The sequence below is a fragment of the Marisediminitalea alba genome, assembly GCF_002993365.1.
Taxonomy (GTDB): Bacteria; Pseudomonadota; Gammaproteobacteria; order Enterobacterales; family Alteromonadaceae; genus Alteromonas; species Alteromonas alba.
This window is the reverse complement of record NZ_PVNP01000051.1, coordinates 17,652-36,107: the sequence shown is the minus strand read 5'-3', so window position 1 is coordinate 36,107 and position 18,456 is coordinate 17,652. Positions and strand designations below refer to the sequence as shown.

18 protein-coding genes are annotated in these 18,456 nt (G+C 50.5%); 9 read left to right on the top strand and 9 right to left on the bottom strand.

Annotated features, from left to right (window positions below; genetic code table 11):
• Nucleotides 1–12: 12 nt before the first annotated feature.
• Both C6Y40_RS06365 and C6Y40_RS06360 read left to right on the top strand, forming a co-directional pair.
• The gene (locus C6Y40_RS06365) at nt 13–915 is read left to right on the top strand and encodes a sensor histidine kinase (RefSeq protein ID WP_105933857.1); all 903 of its coding nucleotides are present in this window, start codon (nt 13–15) and stop codon (nt 913–915) included.
• Between the two features lie 42 nt (nt 916–957).
• Nucleotides 958–1,329, top strand: a complete 372-nt coding sequence (locus C6Y40_RS06360) for a sensor histidine kinase (RefSeq protein ID WP_170308421.1) — start codon at nt 958–960, stop codon at nt 1,327–1,329.
• A gap of 72 nt (nt 1,330–1,401) precedes the next feature.
• Here the strand turns inward: C6Y40_RS06360 and C6Y40_RS06355 are convergent, their stop codons facing one another.
• The 8 genes from C6Y40_RS06355 to queF all read right to left on the bottom strand — a co-directional run bounded on the left by C6Y40_RS06355 (nt 1,402) and on the right by queF (nt 9,563).
• Nucleotides 1,402–1,821: a Dabb family protein gene (locus C6Y40_RS06355; RefSeq protein ID WP_105933920.1), complete on the bottom strand. Its 420-nt coding sequence runs from the start codon at nt 1,819–1,821 to the stop codon at nt 1,402–1,404.
• 62 nt (nt 1,822–1,883) lie between these two features.
• The gene (locus C6Y40_RS06350; protein WP_105933855.1) at nt 1,884–2,096 is read right to left on the bottom strand and encodes a hypothetical protein; all 213 of its coding nucleotides are present in this window, start codon (nt 2,094–2,096) and stop codon (nt 1,884–1,886) included.
• Nucleotides 2,097–2,479: 383 nt separating this feature from the next.
• Nucleotides 2,480–3,487 (bottom strand): isocitrate dehydrogenase, encoded by a 1,008-nt coding sequence (locus tag C6Y40_RS06345; RefSeq protein ID WP_105933854.1) that lies wholly within the window; start codon nt 3,485–3,487, stop codon nt 2,480–2,482.
• A 217-nt stretch (nt 3,488–3,704) separates the two neighbouring features.
• Entirely contained in the window at nt 3,705–5,327 is a 1,623-nt protein-coding gene (locus C6Y40_RS06340; protein WP_105933853.1) for a hypothetical protein, read from the bottom strand.
• A 5-nt stretch (nt 5,328–5,332) separates the two neighbouring features.
• Nucleotides 5,333–5,707, bottom strand: coding sequence for a DUF3192 domain-containing protein (locus tag C6Y40_RS06335; RefSeq protein ID WP_105933852.1), 375 nt, complete (start codon nt 5,705–5,707; stop codon nt 5,333–5,335).
• Nucleotides 5,708–5,812: 105 nt separating this feature from the next.
• A complete protein-coding gene (gene ppnN, locus C6Y40_RS06330; protein ID WP_105933851.1) occupies nt 5,813–7,177 on the bottom strand; it encodes a nucleotide 5'-monophosphate nucleosidase PpnN in 1,365 nt (454 codons plus the stop codon).
• Nucleotides 7,174–8,676, bottom strand: coding sequence for a sensor domain-containing diguanylate cyclase (locus C6Y40_RS06325; RefSeq protein WP_105933850.1), 1,503 nt, complete (start codon nt 8,674–8,676; stop codon nt 7,174–7,176). Before C6Y40_RS06325 ends, ppnN begins: the two co-directional genes overlap by 4 nt.
• A 44-nt stretch (nt 8,677–8,720) precedes the next feature.
• Complete coding sequence (gene queF / locus C6Y40_RS06320) at nt 8,721–9,563, bottom strand: NADPH-dependent 7-cyano-7-deazaguanine reductase QueF (RefSeq protein ID WP_071978372.1); 843 nt, start codon at nt 9,561–9,563, stop codon at nt 8,721–8,723.
• 122 nt (nt 9,564–9,685) lie between these two features.
• Here queF and syd point away from each other — a divergent pair, with 122 nt between their 5' ends.
• On the top strand, nt 9,686–10,234 hold the full coding sequence (gene syd / locus C6Y40_RS06315; RefSeq protein WP_071978373.1) for a SecY-interacting protein: 549 nt from the start codon (nt 9,686–9,688) through the stop codon (nt 10,232–10,234).
• On the opposite strand, the gene C6Y40_RS06310 is transcribed toward syd, so the two are convergent.
• Complete coding sequence (locus C6Y40_RS06310) at nt 10,231–10,515, bottom strand: hypothetical protein (protein ID WP_071978374.1); 285 nt, start codon at nt 10,513–10,515, stop codon at nt 10,231–10,233. The two genes, syd and C6Y40_RS06310, sit on opposite strands and share 4 nt — an antisense overlap.
• Nucleotides 10,516–10,730: 215 nt before the next feature.
• On the opposite strand from C6Y40_RS06310, the gene C6Y40_RS06305 reads away from it, so the two are divergent.
• The 6 genes from C6Y40_RS06305 to hypF all read left to right on the top strand — a co-directional run bounded on the left by C6Y40_RS06305 (nt 10,731) and on the right by hypF (nt 18,328).
• A complete protein-coding gene (locus tag C6Y40_RS06305; protein ID WP_020745469.1) occupies nt 10,731–11,093 on the top strand; it encodes a DUF3192 domain-containing protein in 363 nt (120 codons plus the stop codon).
• A gap of 365 nt (nt 11,094–11,458) precedes the next feature.
• Entirely contained in the window at nt 11,459–12,097 is a 639-nt protein-coding gene (locus tag C6Y40_RS06300; RefSeq protein WP_020745470.1) for a GNAT family N-acetyltransferase, read from the top strand.
• Between the two features lie 127 nt (nt 12,098–12,224).
• Nucleotides 12,225–13,553 carry a PAS domain-containing sensor histidine kinase gene (locus tag C6Y40_RS06295; protein ID WP_071978375.1) on the top strand — a complete coding sequence of 443 codons (1,329 nt, stop codon included), beginning with the start codon at nt 12,225–12,227 and terminating at the stop codon, nt 13,551–13,553.
• Nucleotides 13,546–14,541: an NADH-quinone oxidoreductase subunit B family protein gene (locus C6Y40_RS06290; RefSeq protein WP_071978376.1), complete on the top strand. Its 996-nt coding sequence runs from the start codon at nt 13,546–13,548 to the stop codon at nt 14,539–14,541. The genes C6Y40_RS06295 and C6Y40_RS06290 overlap by 8 nt, the downstream gene beginning before the upstream one ends.
• A gap of 32 nt (nt 14,542–14,573) precedes the next feature.
• Nucleotides 14,574–16,025 (top strand): nickel-dependent hydrogenase large subunit, encoded by a 1,452-nt coding sequence (locus C6Y40_RS06285; RefSeq protein WP_020745474.1) that lies wholly within the window; start codon nt 14,574–14,576, stop codon nt 16,023–16,025.
• A complete protein-coding gene (gene hypF / locus C6Y40_RS06280) occupies nt 16,025–18,328 on the top strand; it encodes a carbamoyltransferase HypF (RefSeq protein WP_071978377.1) in 2,304 nt (767 codons plus the stop codon). Before C6Y40_RS06285 ends, hypF begins: the two co-directional genes overlap by 1 nt.
• Nucleotides 18,329–18,456: the final 128 nt, after the last annotated feature.

The window sequence follows — 18,456 nt, the reverse complement described above, 5'->3', positions numbered from 1 at the left end:
GGAAGGGCTTCAATGAGTACAGAACGCTTAGACTGGACGTATGAATGGGCTGGGCTCATCCGTAGTCACACCGAAAGTACTACGCTGTTGCAATATGCTGTTGATGGCCTGCAACAGCGACTGCCGGAAGAGTTTATCTGTACCTTATGGGTGCTATCCACTAACAGTGCCGATTGGATGCCCATCGTGCCAGGGCGGAATAACCCTTCGCGGGAATACCCATGGCGGTCGCCAACGGCAGCAACCAAACAGTATATTGAGCAGCTAACCACCGCTCAGCACCTACGGGTATGCAGTAGCGCTACCAACTATAGTCATGCTCTTTTAGCCGACAGAGAAACCTTATCCGTGCCCTGGATACACCATTGGTTGTGTGGCTGTGGCGAAGATTATATGGGCGTGTTTGAGTTAGGCGGTGAGGAGCCCGAAGGCAATGAACTGAAGGCGATATGCCATATGGTAGAAAGCTTGCTACCCACCATTTGCCGCATTAGCGAGTCGCCATTATTTTCAGTGGAAACCTTTTCAACAGCGCCGCTACCGCAAACTAAAACCTATGAAGCCCTTGCCGAAGAGGAACGCTTGATGAGCCTGGGCAGGCTGGTGGCCAGTGTTACCCATGAAATCAACAGCCCGCTTGGGGTGGCTATTACCGGGGTGTCTCATTTAAATGAGTCACTCAACGAGCTCAACAAGCATTTTTCTTCAGGCAAGCTTACCGAATCATTTTTTCGTCATTTTGTGGAGGAGTCGCAAGATGTGGCGGACTTGCTGGCTTTTAATCTGCAAAGAGCGGTGAAGCTGATTGGGGATTTTAAAGCCAATGCCGTAAATCAGGGCGCCGACCAGGCTGTTCGGTTTGAATTGGAGTCGGTCCTTAACAGTACGACAAACAGTCTTATGCCGGAACTCTGACGTTATGGCATCGAACTGAAAGTCGGAAAAATACCCCATTGTGTGCTGTGGTCGTTCCCTGGTGCATTGTCGCAAATTATCACCAACCTGGTGTTTAATTCGATTAACCATGCTTTTACCGGCATCGATAAGAAGCAAATCACCTTATACAGCGAAATAGACTCTCATAGCGGGGCATTGAAATTAATCTATCGTGACAATGGGATCGGTATACCCAAAACAGATCAGCAAGCTGTCTTTGAACGCTACTTTACCACTCGCAGAGAAGCGGGCGGCAGTGGTTTGGGGTTGTCCATAGTTAAAGCGCTGGCAACCAATAAGCTTAAGGGCGACTTAACATTTAAGTCGGCGCCACAGAAGGGAGTGGAATTTGCCTTTACCCTGCCTCTGGATATCAGCCCAAAAAGCCCGTAACCGGCTGTTAATGATGAGGCTGAGCCTGACTACCTGATTGAATTGGCATTAAGCGTAGCCCGAACAGCTTACTTATACAGCAATGGAGTCGTAAACGACCACCTTTCGCCAGAGGTGTTCGCAGTCTTCCACAAACTTCAGGTGAATGGGGTGGGTCTGGTAGCTGTTTTGCCCTTCCACATTATCAAATAACAACATCTCGGATACGTCAAAGCTGTTGTCGACCACGTCGCGTTTCTCGGTGGATGCCGGTACGCCTATCTGTATGCCTTTCACCGTTTCTATGCCAGCCAGTGTCTTCAGGCCCGCGATAAGGGCATCCCGATCGGCCTGATCACCCGGATTCTTTAACCAGAAAAATACGCTGTGGCGAATCGTCGGCAGAGTTACTTCGCCGGCCGAAACGGCTGATGCCGGTGCCAGCGCTGCGGCACCGGCGGCAGCGCCCGCTGTTAACAAAAAACGACGACGTTGTGATTGGGAGTCTGACATAACTTCACTCATATAATGACCAGGCTCTCATCATTGCACACTCTGCCGGCATTTAGCTACGTTTAGGTATCACCTTTTTGAGGCGTATTGTCGATAATTTGCCGGATTTGGTTGTCGCTGCCTATTTCCGCCAGCTCCTTAAGATAAGCTTTTTGTAATGGGTCGAGTGTTTGCCCGCCAAGCAATTGTTTAAGCTCAGCACTGTCCTGATTAGCGATGGCGGTTTGCACCGCTGCCATATTGGCTATGCTATTGTCTTGCGTGGTTTGAGACATGACTTTCTCCTTATTGCTCTCATTAATTCGAGACAACAACAAAAATAGTTCACTTTATACCAATCCGCATAGAGGTTTACCCTCTCAGCAAGACTGGCAGGTTTTGTGGCTAGGCTTGGTTGCACAGGTTTGGTGGTTCCAAATCAAGCAAGCGTAACAACGCCAGAAAGCCTGCCAGCCTTGCCCGATGGGAGTGGCCAAAACGACTTACATCTGTGTTGCGCCCTCTGGGCATAGAATGACTATGCCGCAGAGAACGCGTCGTGATCTAAGTCGTTTTGACTCACTCTGAGAGGGTAAACCTCTATGCCGATTGGTATTATCCAGACAAAAAAAAGCAAGTCCGAAGACTTGCTTATCATTAAGTGAAATCGAGATGCAGGTTACAAACGTTCCAGCATTGCCTGAGTGAATTCGGTAGTGCCGTGCTGGCCACCCAGATCGCGGGTAGTGCGATCGCCACTTTCAATCACATCTTTCAGGGCTGAACGGATGGCCTCAGCTTTGTCGGCCATGCCCAGGTATTCAAGCATCTGTACAGAAGCCAGGATCACGCTGGTAGGGTTAGCCAGGTTTTTGCCGGCGATGTCTGGTGCTGAGCCATGTACCGCTTCAAAAATAGCACATTCACCACCGATGTTGGCGCCAGGTGCCATACCCAGGCCGCCAACCAGACCGGCACACAGGTCTGACAGGATGTCACCAAACAGGTTAGTGGTAACAATGACGTCGAACTGGTGAGGATTCATTACCAGCTGCATACAGGCGTTGTCTACGATCATCTCAGTAGACTCGATATCCGGGTATTTCTCACCAATTTCGCGAGCGACTTTCAGGAACAAGCCTGAAGTCGATTTAAGGATATTCGCTTTATGTACAGCGGTCACTTTCTTGCGGCCTTCGCGACGGGCTAATTCGTAGGCGAAAGTCACAATTTTTTCCGCACCCTCACGGGTAATTTTACTGCGCGCTTCAGCTTCGGTTCCGTCTTCAGACACTACCTGCCCCAGACCAGAGTACATGCCCTGAGTATTTTCGCGCACGGTAATAATATCGATATCTTCGTAACGCGCCTTAGTCCCTTTAAAAGACAATACCGGACGCACGTTTGCATAGAGCTGAAACTGCTTACGCAGGCTTACATTGATTGAAGTAAACCCTTCGCCAACCGGGGTGGTCAGTGGGCCCTTCAGGGTCACCTTGTTTTTGGCGATCAGATCGAGCGTTTCCTGAGGTAATAGCTCGCCATGATTTTCCAGCGCCATCAGGCCGGCATCAGCGTAATCATAGGCAAAGTCACAGCCTACTTTATCTAAAATTTGCGTTGCTGCATCAATAATATCCGGGCCGATACCATCTCCGCGGATGACAGTAATGCGTTGTTGAGTCATCAGAGATCCTTAATAACTTTTACTGATTCGTTAGGTCGTTTGCTTTTTGATAAGTGTAGCGTAATTTTTGCGCAAGAGGGTTTTTCTCTGGCGTTTTTGTAATCAATTGTAGGGTGTCTTTACACAGGCATAAGTGTATATGATGCAAGACTAAATGAGTAGTTAAATAGGCCATAGTGCTTATAAACAGCGTTTATTAAGGCCCTCTGATTGCTGGCTATGTTAACGGGCAATTGAGCAGATGACTGACCTTGGGCTGCAGTTGCGATTGCAATGCAATCAGTTGAGGGAATGCCTGTTGGGTTTGTTGGATAAACTCGGTCGTCTGTGCGCAGGGCTTGTGTCCGAGCAGCCATTGTCGGGCCCAGATAAGGCTCAATCCGCTTATACAATGGGGCAGGCGCAATAATCCGGGAACTTCCTGAGGCAGCCGGCCACAGCAGGCTATCAATCGTGACTGACCTTTGTCCTGCTCCCAGGCGCTGGCGAGTGAAATCAGGCGCTGTCGGGTGGCGCTGTTACCTTGCCCGGTATTATTTTGCAGCAGTGTTGTGACATCAAACAGCCGTTGATCGTTGTGTTTTACCGCTGTTTTGCCTTTTTCCTGCGCCGACGTAAACAATGGCGACAGGGCGACGGTGGTCACCAGGCTGGCATATTGTGGGGTTATCCGGCCACTCTCATTAGCCAGTTCGCTGCTAAGCAAAATGGCTGTCTGAGCCAATCGTGAATACCAGTCGAGTAACGGAAACCAGTGCTGGGTTAAACGCTGAAAAAGGGCGTACTGCACAAGCATATGACCGACTCTTTCGAGGCCATAGGTGAGAATACTTTGCTTTACATTCTGCACCGGTAACTGCATGCGGTTGTCCTTTGATGCAGCATCGGTCAGAAAATGACTGAAAGCCGGCTCAACCTCCACCATCGCGACTATTTTGTCGACCGCGATGTCCGGATCATTAAGTGCTTTTAACAGTGTTTGCAGGCTAAGCGGCGGGCGTGATGTCGGGTAACTAACAGGTAGTGCCCAGCCATGATCGCCAGGACGTATCACTTCACCTTCTTCCGGTTGTTCGTCCAGTTTGCTGTACAGGCTGGCCCAGTGTTCAACACTAAGGGATTGTTTGCGCATCAGGCGAACCTGCTTTTTGGCCAGCCAGCAAAAACGCTCCTCAGTGTTTGAGTAAATGAGCACCTGATCTGTTAGTTGACTCATCACCGGCCCGATATGCTGTCCGGAGGCTGTTATTAAGCCTTCGTGAAGGAGTCCGGGATAGTCTGTAAGGGCATGCAAGAGTTGTTGTCCGGTGACCGGAAGTGTCATCGCCAGCTTGACCAGAATATCGTTAAAGTCGCTGCCCGGAGCCCGCAACAGGTAGCGTTGCCATAACCAGGCAATATCAAAACAATCGTTGTAGAGGGGCGGGCGATTGCGAGCGGGCAGAATATGCGCAGCCCAGTATTGCTGGCCGCAACGGCTAAGTTGTTTAATTGCACTGCTCAGACGCTGTTTATTGAGTAATGACTGTTGTTTTAACTGATAATAAGACAACAGCGCCGAAACGCCTTGCTGCTGGGTGTGATGATTCACCCGATTGCGTAAACAGAGCAGTAAATACAATGAGGTATGGCGCAGCCATAAATGCTTCGTCGGCTCAGTTGAGCTGAAAGGGCGGCTGCCAATTACCGTTAGCAGTGGAAGATGAGCTTGAGCAAAATCGAGCCAGCGGGCGCTAACATCAAGATAGCGGGAAAGGTGAGCGGCTTCCCGGGCTGGCAGAGGCGGCAGCGCCTCGCTGTCTCGCACCAGTTCTTGCAAGGCTGCCAGCATGGCCGTCAAATTAACTAACTACTCAGATAGGTTTGATAAGCCCCGTCACCCCAGGCAATCAGGGCTTCGTTTTCGAATAAAAGCGGCGTGCATTCATCCTGTGTTGTCATACCGTCGGCACGAACATGCTGGGTACGGTAAAACATGACCTGGATTTCACGGCTATCCTGCATTTTGGCTTCGGTAATATCCGGCGTGCCCAGTAAAGCCATTACCTCGGCACGGGTAATCCCCAGTTCCAGTTTGGAAATCTGCACTTTGTTATACTCTTCCCGGTCCTGCCAGTCCATATTCTCCGGTTTGTCCGGATAAAAGGCGATGAGTAAAAAAGCAAGGACCGCGTAAGAGGCTACGCCGATCAATATAAGTCGGATTGCTTTACTGTTCATTTATCTTTGTCGTTTTACTGGTTAATTCATTCTGGCCCTGCCGGACCTCAGCAATAGTAGTCTATCCAATAAAAGCGACACTGTCAGCCTTAACAATGTTACTGATTATGAATCACGGTTAATGCTATAACAGGGCCGGTATTCCGTGCCAGGTAATTTCATGCGTTGCTGGGCCACAAAGGATTTCAGCAAGGCGTCGATGCGAGCCATTAAATCAGCTTCACCAGACAGATTAAACGGGCCAAAATCGCGGATTTGGCGAATGCCTTCGGCTTTCACGTTACCTGCCACAATCCCCGAAAATGCTTTGCGTAAGTTATTCGCCAAATCAGACAACGGTTGATCCCGATGCAGATTTAGCGCCGCCATGGATTTATGGGTGGGATTAAAAGGTTGCTGGAAGTCATCTTCGATTTTGAGTGACCAGTTAAAACTGAACGCATCACCCATGGCCAGTCTGAACTGCTCAACCTTTTTAACGCCCTGGCCAAGTACCCGGGCAACTTCCACCGGATCGTCCACAACAATCTGATAGCGATTTTGTGCTTTGGGCCCCAGGGTAGCGCCCACGAACTCGTGGATAGCCTCAAAATAAGACTCGCTGCCAGCCGGGCCGGTTAATATTACCGGGAAAGGCTGCTGGGCATTTCGCTCATGGATAAGAATACCAAGTAAATACAATAGTTCCTCAGCGGTGCCTACGCCGCCAGGGAAGATAATAATGCCGTGGGCTATGCGAACGAAGGCTTCCAGACGTTTTTCAATGTCAGGCATGATCACCAGCTCGTTAACAATGGCGTTGGGTGGCTCGGCGGCAATAATACTGGGCTCGGAGATGCCAATATAACGGCCGTCACGATAGCGCTGTTTAGCGTGGCCAATGGCGGCGCCTTTCATGGGGCCTTTCATGGCCCCTGGTCCACAGCCGGTGCAGATATTCATTTCGCGCAGACCCAACTGATAGCCTACTTCCTTGGTGTATTTATATTCCTTAAGACCAATGGAATGGCCACCCCAGCATACTATTGTGTTGAGTTCGTTGTTGCGTTCGATGACTTTGGCATGACGCAGCATATCGAACACCATATCGGTAATGCTGCCACTGTCCTGAGGAGCGTTCTCGTGTACAAAGGCGTATTTGTTGCCCATGTAAAGCATGTCGCGTAACACTGAGAACAGATGCTCGTGAACACCTTTTACTAATCGCTCGTCGACAAAGCCAACTTCCGGCGGGTTTATCAGTTCGAGTTTGACGCCCCGTTCCCGTTTAATCAGCCGAATGTCGAATGATTCGTACGGAGCAAATAACATTTCGTAGTTGTCTTCATCCACACCGCTGTTAAGTACTGCCAGGCAGCAGTTACGAAAGAGCTGATACAGATTACTGTTTGTGGTGTCTTCAAGCTTGCTGACTTCAAGTTGGGAGAGTTGGCTCATCCAACCTACAGGGTTTAGCTGAATTTTTTTCATTCGTTATCCTGAATGACCACCTGATTCCGACCATCGGATTTTGCTTTATATAGCCCTTTATCGGCCCGCTCGAAGGCGGCGTCGAGCTTTTCACCGGTACGGCACTGGGTACCGCCGATGGAGGCTGTGACTGTCAGGCGCTCTTGTTTAAATTTAAAGGGTAGCTTAGCCAGCCCCTCGCGCAACTCATTCAGGCGATTTAACAGTTTGTCACTGGCATGATCGGGCAACAGTATTATAAATTCTTCACCGCCCCAACGTGCCATAAACTCGCTGCTGGTCAGGTTGGTTTTAAGGTGGCGGGCTATGGCCTGGAGTGTTTTATCACCGGCGGCGTGGCCGTACTTATCATTGATCCGTTTAAAGTGATCCACGTCGACCACCGCAATACTCAGTGGCCTGTTCTGCGCCTGGCAGCGATCCCACTCCTTTGAAGCCCGTTCATTGTAAGCCATGCGGTTAGGCACCCGGGTGAGCGGGTCGGTGTACATGTTTATACGTTGCTCAACCAGCTTTTTACGGTATGAGTTGGTTTGTTTTTGCAGCGACGAAAGCTGTTGTTGCATTGAAACCAGTAGTGACATCAGACCTTCCTGCTCCTGGCGCTCGGCTTCTTCACCAGCACTAAGTGAGTTAGCCATCTGACCCAGATAGTGTTGCGCCTGCTGCTTTAAGTCGTCGATATTGTTTTCGCCTTCCAGTGCGTCTTCCATGTCTTCCAGCACATTTCGCAATTCCTGATTGCGCGACTGGCGCGCCTCAAAGCTCTCGGCACTTTTTGAGATACTGGACTGCACATCACCGTTAATATTACCCAGGGCATTATTCAGTCGCTGAATAATTTTACCGGCCGTATTGGCCTCGGTGAGGGTTTCCTGAACCATTACCCGGATCAGGATCAGGCAGCTATTGAGTAACTCTTCTTCGGTAAGCCCCTGGCCAAGCCTTTCCTGCAGGGAAGCGAGGTAGTCATCCTCCGGGTTGACCCGGATATAGGTTTGTACCAGCTGACCGAGTTCATCGATGAGGTTTTGTTTAAGTTGTACCGTTCGATTATTGGGTTGGTTGTCAGGCGCCGACTCTTCAGCATTGCCCATGCCGGATTGATAGCATTTTAATACCTTTTGATAGAGCGGTAGCACGGCACTGATGCCGTTAATGGGCTTTTTCAAAGCGCTACTGGCTTTGGCTGCCTGGCTACGGGCCGCTGGCTCAGTCACCAGACGCTGAAATGCCTGGATATCTTCTTCCAGCTGGCGTATCCAGGCCTGGGTCAGGGTTTTTACTGAGTAGGGCTCCAGCATAATTAGCTGGCTGACTTTATTCATAGATAAGGTGGCCAGAGTGAAATCAATCTTGCCACTTAAATGACCGCGCAGGGACTGTAACTCTTTATCAATCTCTGCAGATAGCCCCTCATAGTAACTGGTGAGCCGGACTATAAATCCTGCGAGTTGCTCGCTGTGAGCACGCAGCGATTGGAGTTGTTTCGCTTCCATGTGTTATGCAAGCTCCTTATTAACCAAAAATAACCGCCGGCATGCTACTGCCGGGCTAACCGATTGTTCGATACATTGAAATCAAAATTCGCCCGTAGCGGGTTGATATCCAATCCGCCTCTGCGGGTGTAGCGCGCATAGACTGCTAGCTTGTGCGGCTTGCATCGATTCATTAAATCACAAAAAATTCGCTCGATACACTGCTCGTGAAATTCATTATGCCGGCGAAACGAGATGAGATAAGCCAGCAGTCCGGCGTGGTCTATAGCCGCGCCTTCGTAATGAATTTGCACACTGGCCCAGTCAGGCTGACTGGTGATCAGGCAATTAGACTTTAATAAATGACTCACCAGGGTTTCAGAAACCTGCTGGTCGCCGGTTGTGAGCAGCTCCGGGCTCGGCTCATAGGCATTGATTTCAATGTCCAGATCGTCAATCACGGTGCCGTCGAGTTCACCAAGGTGAAGGGCGCCAAACTGACCGGCGCTGAATAATTGCACCTTAACCGGTGCCTGGGCACAGGCCGATAAATCCTTGCTTAAGTGTCGGGCCACTTCATCTGCACTGCCAAATACCGACTGATTGAAGCTGTTCAGATAAAGCTTGAAAGACTTAGACTCGATAAGGTTTTGCGAATCAATTGGCACCTGGCATTGCAAAATGGCGACCTGCGGTTTGCCTTTCGGATTAAGCCACGAAAGCTCATAACCGTTCCAGATATCCACACCGCCAAAAGGCAGGGGCTGTGAAACGCCAATTTGTTCACGGCTTAGCGAGCGCGGCACACCTTGCAACAGCTCAGGCGTGTACTGTTCAATGTAGTCAACCTTTTGACCCAGTGTCAGGTTGGCGGGAAGAGACGGTGACGAAGAGTGCTTTACTGTCATGCTGTCCTGTAACTTTTTACCACTGATTAATCATGGCACGCGCATTCAATATGCCAAGCTGGTGTTTAAAGTGCCATAAATTCTTTACTATAGAGGTTTAGTATACCTGATATGGAATCGCAATGGAGAATATAGTTCAACAATCATTGCATAAGTTAATGCGCGATTTACAACAAGCGGCAGCGTCTCATCCCGCGCTGATGACCACTGAGTTTGAAGCGGAATTAGCATCCCCCTGTTATGTGGGGAACGCCAGCCAGGGAGAGCCCTGCACCTGGCAGCCCGTGCCGATGGAAGGTGAATATACCTTTGCCAATATCGAAAACGCCTTGCACATCACGCTGAACGAGCAATTTTGCAAATTCTTTACCACTTACTGGAGTTTTAATCTGCCGGTTAAGGCTGAACAAGGCAACTGTGAATTATTGCAGGTTTGCAGTGAAGAGGACTTCGAGCGACTACAACAAAACCTGATTGGCCATTTGTTAATGAAGCAGCGACTAAAACAGCCGCCCACGTTATTTTTTGGCTTAACCGATGAAGACGACTTTATTTTGTCTGTAGATAATGCCTCAGGTGAGGTAGTACTGGAACAGGTGGGGAAATTGCCCACTCGTTGTCTGGCACCTGATCTGGCGACCTTTATTGATGGCCTGACGCCAGCCGTTTAACTGAGCTTTGCCAGCCGGCTCTCCATCACCGCGAGGGCCTGCTCTAACTGTTCCACCCGTTTTTCCAGCTCAGCGATGCGCTCTTTGTCGCCCGGTGTTTTGGGTTGGGCTTTGACCTGCACATTCTGCTGATTAAAGACCTTTATCGCCTCAATGGCGTCCAGCACGCTTACCTTGAAAGGCGCTTTACCACGCAATAAGCCTACACCCGGCGTTAAGCCCTCGGCCGCCAATAAATGGCAGATTTCGACCAGGGTTTTATGGTTTTCTTTAGAGGACATGCATTTACTCTTTACTGGTGACCAACACACCAGGCGGGCTTGGCCTTTAGTCAGTTAGTCAAAACAACGAAAATTTCGCTAATCATACCGATAGTTAGCACCGCCGCCAAGTGGTTATTTTTTAATTTCTTTAAAATTCAATAAGTTATAGTTGGCCTCATTCTTGATTACCTGAAGTTCATTAGTGACTTATTATTTTTCAACAGGGAACCACTATGAAAAAATTAATGCTTTGTACTGCTCTGGTAGCACCCATGTTACTGTCTGGTTGTGTCATTTCCGTAGGAGGTGATGACAAAGAACATTACCAGGCCAGCTGGGAGCAGCGTGAGTATAATAATCGTAAACATATCAGCAATCTGGAAGTGAATGCGCACTTTGAAGACGTTACCCGTAAGATGGGTGTAGCCGACTTCAACGAAATGGTAGGCGAGGGCGATCACGTTTACCGGATTCTTTACTATCGCACGCAGCGTACCGAGGACGACGGTATCACCACCAAGGACGAGTGTACTCCCCTGGTCTTCAAAGATAATCGCTTAATTGGTTGGGGTGAAGAAGCGGTCCGTAAAATCTAATCCGCCCACCGTTTACACTTACTGACAAGCCCGATAAACATCCCGTTTATCGGGCTTGTTGCTGTCTGGCCGGCCATCATTAATGATGGCTCGTTGCACTACCTGCCCGATCACTGTACTCAATTATCATCGCTAAACTTATTCAAATGTATAAATATTGTTAACGGTATATTTACATGGTGTTATTTTTTCGGCTAGAGTGGGGAACTGATGCACTTTTTGTGCGTCTATTACGTATCTCTTAAGACCAATCTTGTTGTTTTCAGTTTGCTGTTGTTCAGCGGCAGCGCTGAGCGGTTGAGTGAGAGGGCGGCCCGGGTCGCAAAACAGGCGTTTACGCATCACCACAACACGGGAGACAGGCTATGGTACAAGCGGAAATCCAACAAAACCTGGATAAAATCAGAGCAGCATACTTATCAGCGGAAGATCTGAAAGTGGCTGCATCCATCATTTACAACGCCTACCACGACGATCCAATTTTTTTACAAATATTCCAGAGTGAAAAAGAAGGCTACGAATCGCGGTTACGGTCGGCTATTCGCGAAGAACTCACCGCATTCTGGGAAGCCGAGCAACCCATTATTGGCCTGTTTGATGAGGGGCGATTATTGTCTGTTGCCTGCCTCACGGGGCCAGACAATGCTGCAGGGGCTGGGCGTTATTGGCACTGGCGGTTAAAAATGCTGCTGACCACCGGGTATTACGGCACCCGGCAAATGCTCGAGAAAGAGGAAAAAATTCGTTCTGCCATGCCAGCTGAAAAGTATCATCTGCTGTCGTTCATTGCGGTGCATCCGGACTATCAGTCACACGGTCTTGGTCATCTGCTGATGCGGGCTATCGACAGTGTCTTACTTGAGCATCGTGATTCAGAAGGGGTGGGCGTATTTGTGACAGTACCTAAATATGAAACGTTCTTTTCTGACGGCTTTTATCAAAAAGTCGCGCAGGTGGAAATTGCTAATAAAACCGGGCAGGTTATGTTCCGTCCAAGGCCTTAATCGTTCGCCGGGAATACCGTGCAGGGCGAGCAATCCGCCCTGCTTTTAACGAGAAAATGCCTTGTCAGCCTTGCGGGCCGAATCCCGTCAGGTATAGTGCCTGTATAGATAATTACACGCTGCAGATATGTCAGACTCTTTAGACTTCAATCCGGTACAAGCCATTCAGAATGAAGATGCCTGGGTAAGTGTCATCCAGAAAATGGATGAAGCCTATGCGGATCTGGTGCAGTCACAGGTCGAAGTCGAAGAAAAAAACGTTGAGCTGGAAGAGGCCAAAAGCTTTTCTGACAGTATTCAAAGTGCTATGAACGATGTGCTCGTCGTGTGTGATAACGACGGTATCATTGAAGGCGTAAACCGGGCATTAACCGAGCTGGTGGGGGAGTCTGAATCGGCTCTGATTGGTCGTTCTATTTTAACCTTTATCGCCCCGGAGTTGCACGACAAGGTACAGGGCTTTTACGAACGCCTGCGTGCTCAGTCTGTGCGCGACTACGAGCTGGAATTACAGGGCAAGTCGGGCAGTGTACCGTTATCGGTAAATTGTACGGCGCGCTTAAATCACCGCGGTAAGTCTGTGGGCATGGTGCTGGTAGGACGCCCTCTTGGTGAGCTGCAAAGAGCCTATAAAGAGCTTAATATTGCCCATGCTGAATTACAGCTCGCCCAGCAACGACTTATTCAGTCAGAAAAAATGGCTTCTCTGGGTCGTCTGGTGGCAGGTGTAGCCCACGAGCTGAACAATCCCATCAGCTTTGTGTATGGCAACATGCACGTGTTACGTCGTTACACCGATAAACTCAGCACTTACTTTGATGCGGTAGCCAGCGGTGAAAGCCGTGACGCGCTGCGCGAGATGCGTGAAAACATGCGTCTGGAAAAGGCCATCAAAGATCTCAATTCGCTGGTGGATGGCACCATGGAAGGCGCAGACAGAGTAAAAGAAATCGTCAATGATTTACGTCAGTTCTCGTCTGCGCAGGTGTCGGAGAAAGCGTCTTTCGACCTCAGTCACGCGGTGCATACCGCTTTACACTGGATAATGAAAGAAAGTGATTTTGCGGTTGAGGTGGTAGACAACATTCCCCGACCACTGGAAGCTTATGGCCATGCCGGGCAGATCCATCAGGTCGTGGTCAACCTGATCGAAAACGCGGTAGATGCCATGGCTGCTTCCGAGACGCGCAGATTAACCATCAATGCCAGTGCAGATAATGATGGCGTGTTATTGACCATAAGGGATACCGGATCTGGGATCAGCGCCGACGATGCGCCGCAAATTTTTGAGCCTTTTTATACAACCAAACCAGTTGGAATGGGAACAGGCTTAGGTTTATCAATTAGTTATGGTATCGTTTCGCAACATAATGGCGAATTATCCATCGACAATCATATCGATGGCGGTGCAATCGCTAGCCTGTTTTTACCTAACCGGGAGTCCGCTGATGCTTAATCTGTTATGGCTGCAATCCGGTGGTTGCGGCGGCTGTTCCATGTCGTTACTCAATGCCGAATCCCCCGATGTCCTGACCCTGTTTGAAAATGCGGGCATCAATCTGCTCTGGCATCCATCATTAAGCGAAGCCACCGGTGATGAGTGTATTGCCATGCTCGAGGGGATCCTGGCCGGTGACATTATTCTGGATATTCTTTGTATCGAAGGCTCTATGATGACCGGCCCCATGGGCACCGGTAAGTTTCACATATTGGGCGGTACCGGCAAACCTATGATTGAGTGGGTAAAAGCGCTGGCGGATATTGCCCGCTACACTGTTGCCGTTGGTAGCTGCGCGGCCTACGGAGGTATTACGGCAGCTGGTGCCAATGATACTGATGCCACGGGCCTGCAATTTGATGGCGAAATGGCGGGCGGTCTGCTGGGTAAGGATTTTACGTCGCAAAGTGGCGATCAGGTGGTTAATATCGCCGGTTGTCCGGTGCACCCTGACTGGGTTACCGAAACCCTGATGAGCATAGCGCTGGGTGAGCACAATGATGAGCAACTCGATAAGTTTGGTCGTCCGCGTATGTACGCCGATCACCTGGTGCATCATGGTTGCTCCCGCAACGAATTCTATGAATATAAAGCCAGTGCGGTGGATATGGGCGATCGCGGTTGCATGATGGAAAATATGGGGTGTAAAGGCACCCAGGCGCATGCTGACTGTAACAGCCGGCCCTGGAATGGCCAGGGCTCCTGTACCAACGGTGGCTACCCGTGTATTAATTGCACCGCCCCCGAATTTGAAGAACCGGGCCACAGTTTTTGCCAAACGCCCAAAATTGCCGGGATCCCGGTTGGCCTGCCAACCGATATGCCCAAAGCATGGTTTGTTGCCCTGGCGCAATTGTCTAAAGCGGCCACGCCTGAACGGTTAAAAAAGAATGCCATTGCCGAGCAGCTAATTTATCCGCCCACCATTCATAAACGCAAAGGCTGAACCATCAGTATGTGCAGTCAGAGAGTAGCAGTATGAGCCGAATTGTCGCAGGCCCCTTTAATCGCGTGGAAGGGGACCTGGAAATCACCCTGGAAACCGGCGAAGATAAAGTGCAGCGAGCTGAAGTAAACTCGCCGCTGTATCGTGGGTTTGAACGAATTTTACTGGGCCACAAACCCATGGATGCGCTGGTTTATACGCCGCGGATCTGTGGTATTTGCTCGGTTACCCAGTCGGTGGCCAGTGCCCGGGCGTTAGCTGATGCCATGGGACTGAGTATGCCGAAAAACGGCGAGCTGTGTACCAACTTAGTGCTGGCAAGTGAAAACATTACCGATCTGATCACGCATTTTTATCTGTTTTTTATGCCCGATTTTGCCCGCGACACATACGCTGGCGCTAGCTGGTTTGGTGATATTCAGGGGCGGTTTAAAGCCACTGCAGGCTCTGCCTCAACGCAGATGTTGCCAGCTCGGGCCGATTTTCTGCACCTGATGGGGCTGATGGCCGGCAAGTGGCCACACACCCTGAGTTTACAGCCGGGTGGGGTAGCCAAAGCGATTGAGCCCAAAGAGCGCATGCGTTTACTGGCCATCGTTGCCGGGTTTAAGCGTTTTCTCGAAAGTACTTTATTTGGCGATAGTCTGACCACCATTAGTCAGCTTAAAAGCGAAGCCGAATTATGGCAGTGGTATCAGCAAAAGCCCTGGCACAGCTCTGACTTCCGCCGTTTTTTGCATGTGGCTGAAGTACAACAATTACACCAGCTTGGCAGGGCAACGGATCATTTTCTCAGCTTCGGCGCTTATGGTGCTCTTGATGAGCCGATGTGGGCTGCTGGCAGCTACAGAGATGGCCAGACAAGTCCGTTGGATATCGCCCGAATAGTCGAAGATCACTCCCATAGCTGGATGAGTGACACCGACCATCCGCATCCGCCGGCGCAGGGAATTACCCAGCCAACGCTGGATAACGAGGCGGGATACAGTTGGTGTAAGGCGCCCCGCTTAGGTCACGAGGTGGTGGAAGTCGGGCCATTGGCGCGACAGGTAGTTAACGGTCACCCGCTGATGCGAGACATGATAAGCCGCCATGGTGGCAATGTGTTAAGCCGGGTGGTGGCCAGACTGCTTGAAGTGGCCATTGTGGTAGGGCAAATGGAAGAGTGGGTTAAGCAAATTGATCCTACAGCGCCCTTTTGTCATCACGGTGAAATGCCCGCCGAGACCTCCGGCGTTGGCCTGGTTGAAGCAGCTCGGGGCGCCTTAGGTCACTGGCTGGAAGTGAAAAACGGTAAGATCAGTAACTATCAGATCATCGCCCCGACCAGCTGGAATTTTTCGCCCCGGGATCAACACGAACAGCCCGGTGCGCTGGAGCAGGCGGTCGTTGGCGCGCCGGTAATGAACGGTGAGAAAACACCGGTGTCGGTACAACATATTGTCCGCTCTTTCGATCCCTGTATGGCCTGCACGGTGCATTAATGCCACACAGCAAAGGAATGCGCTTACGCGTTAACGGGATTGTTCAGGGCGTGGGTTTTCGCCCGTTTATCTGGCGTCTGGCAACAGAGTTAAAGCTCACCGGGCGGGTTTTCAACGATACCGGTGGCGTTATAGTTGAGCTTAATTGCAGTGCGGCGCAGGCTGGTGAGTTTGCTGAGCTGATGTTGCAGCAGTTACCGCCACTGGCCCGGATTGATGCAATGCATCAAGAGGCGTTGGATTTACCTGTATTTTCATCCTTTGCAATAGACGTATCTCAGTCGGGGATCGTTACTACCGGCTGTGCACCGGATGCCGCTACCTGCCCGGATTGCCTTTCAGAGCTGTTCCAGCCTGGTGATCGCCGTTATCATTATCCGTTTATCAATTGTACCAACTGCGGCCCGCGGCTGAGTATTATCCGGCAAATTCCCTACGACCGTGCCTCCACCACCATGGTGGAATTTACCCTTTGTGCGGCTTGTCAGCAGGAATATGACAACCCGGCCGATCGCCGCTTTCATGCCCAGCCAAATGCCTGCCCTGATTGCGGCCCTCATTGCTGGCTGGAAACACCCGGTGGTGAGCCAGTCGCCAGTGAGACGCCGTTTCAGGCCCTCGGTGAGGCATTACGGGATGGTCAAATCGTAGCGATAAAGGGGATTGGCGGGGTTCACTTAGCGTGTGACGCCACTAATGAACAGGCAGTGAAACGATTACGTGAACGAAAACAGCGCCCCCATAAAGCGCTGGCATTAATGGCCTCGAATATTGAGGCAATCAGGCAGTTTGCCAGAGTTAACGAGCAGGATGAGGCGCTGTTAACGCATCCTGCTGCGCCGGTTGTGCTGTTGTCCCGGCAGGAAAACCCGGAGCAATATAAAATTGCGCCATCGGTTGCCCCTGACAATACGAAAATCGGTGTGATGTTACCCTATTCGCCGGTACATCATCTGCTCCTGGCAGAGGTAGACTTTCCACTGATAATGACCAGTGGCAATCGTTCCGGGGAACCCCAGGCGATCACCAATGATGCGGCTCGCTCTCAGTTAAATAACATTGCCGATGTGTTGCTGTTGCACAATCGGCCAATCCACAACCGCCTGGATGATTCGGTGGTGGTGGCGGGTAAATACGGTACACAAATACTGCGCCGCGCGCGCGGGTATGCGCCTGCCAGCTTACCGTTACCATCAGGTTTCTCTGCCGGGCAGACGCTTATCGCTTTGGGCGGCCAGTTAAAGAATACCCTGTGTCTGATTAAGGATGGCCGGGCGGTGATTAGCCAACATCTTGGCGATCTGCACGATGCCAGTACGTTCGATGAATATTTGCACACCTTGCAGCTTTATCGCGAGCTGTACGAAAACGCTGCTGAACATTACGTCTGTGATATGCATCCGGAGTATCTGTCCACAAAACATGGTGTAAGCTTGGAAGAGCAGGGCAATCACCTTACCCGGGTACAGCATCACCATGCGCACATTGGCGCTTGTCTGGGCGACAATCAGTATCCGCTGGCCGGCGATGCAGTACTCGGAATATGCCTGGATGGCACCGGTTTCGGCACCGATGAGACCCTGTGGGGCGGCGAGTTTTTATATGGTGGTTATGCTGCCATGAAACGGATAGCCTCACTAGCGCCGGTCCCCTTAATTGGTGGCGCTCAGGCGATCAAGTCACCCTGGCGGTCGCTGTATGCTCAGCTCCGACAATGCTTCACTGCCGGGCAACTGGCAGAAATGACCGATATTTGCCCACAGTTTGCAGACCCCATGTGCAACAGCTTCGAAAAAATGCTGACAATGCAGTTAAACTGCCCGCTGAGTAGCTCTGCAGGCCGGCTGTTTGACGCCGTTGCGACGGCGCTTGGCTGCGCCCCGGCACAAATCACCTACGAAGGGCAGGCTGCAATCCGGCTGGAATCGCTGGCTCAGACCTGCCAGGAAGATGTTGAACCTTATCATCTCAGGATTACTGATAATCAAGTAGTGCCTCAGGCGATGTGGCAGCAGATTATAACGGATTTACGCCAGGGACGGAGCAAAGCTGCAATGGCAATGGCTTTTCATAAAGGGCTGGTGATTGCGCTTAGTGAGATGACGCTAAAGTTAAAAGCGGCTTACGACTTTACTACCGTAGTGTTATCCGGTGGTGTGATGCAAAATCTGCTGCTTAGTGAGGCGCTGCAGGATACCTTGCAGTCAAGTGGCTTTAAAGTCCTTACGCATCAGCAATTGCCGGCGAATGACGGCGGGATAGCCTTTGGTCAGGCCCTGGTTGCTCTGGCAAAAAATCAATAAAATCAGCTTTATCCGGCATAGCTTCTGCTCTGCCATCCCCTCATTAATTACTGTCTGGAAACACCGTTAACACAGTGTAAACAGACTTTCCGCTTTCCTCTTCTAGTGGTAAGTAGACTTCAGGTAAC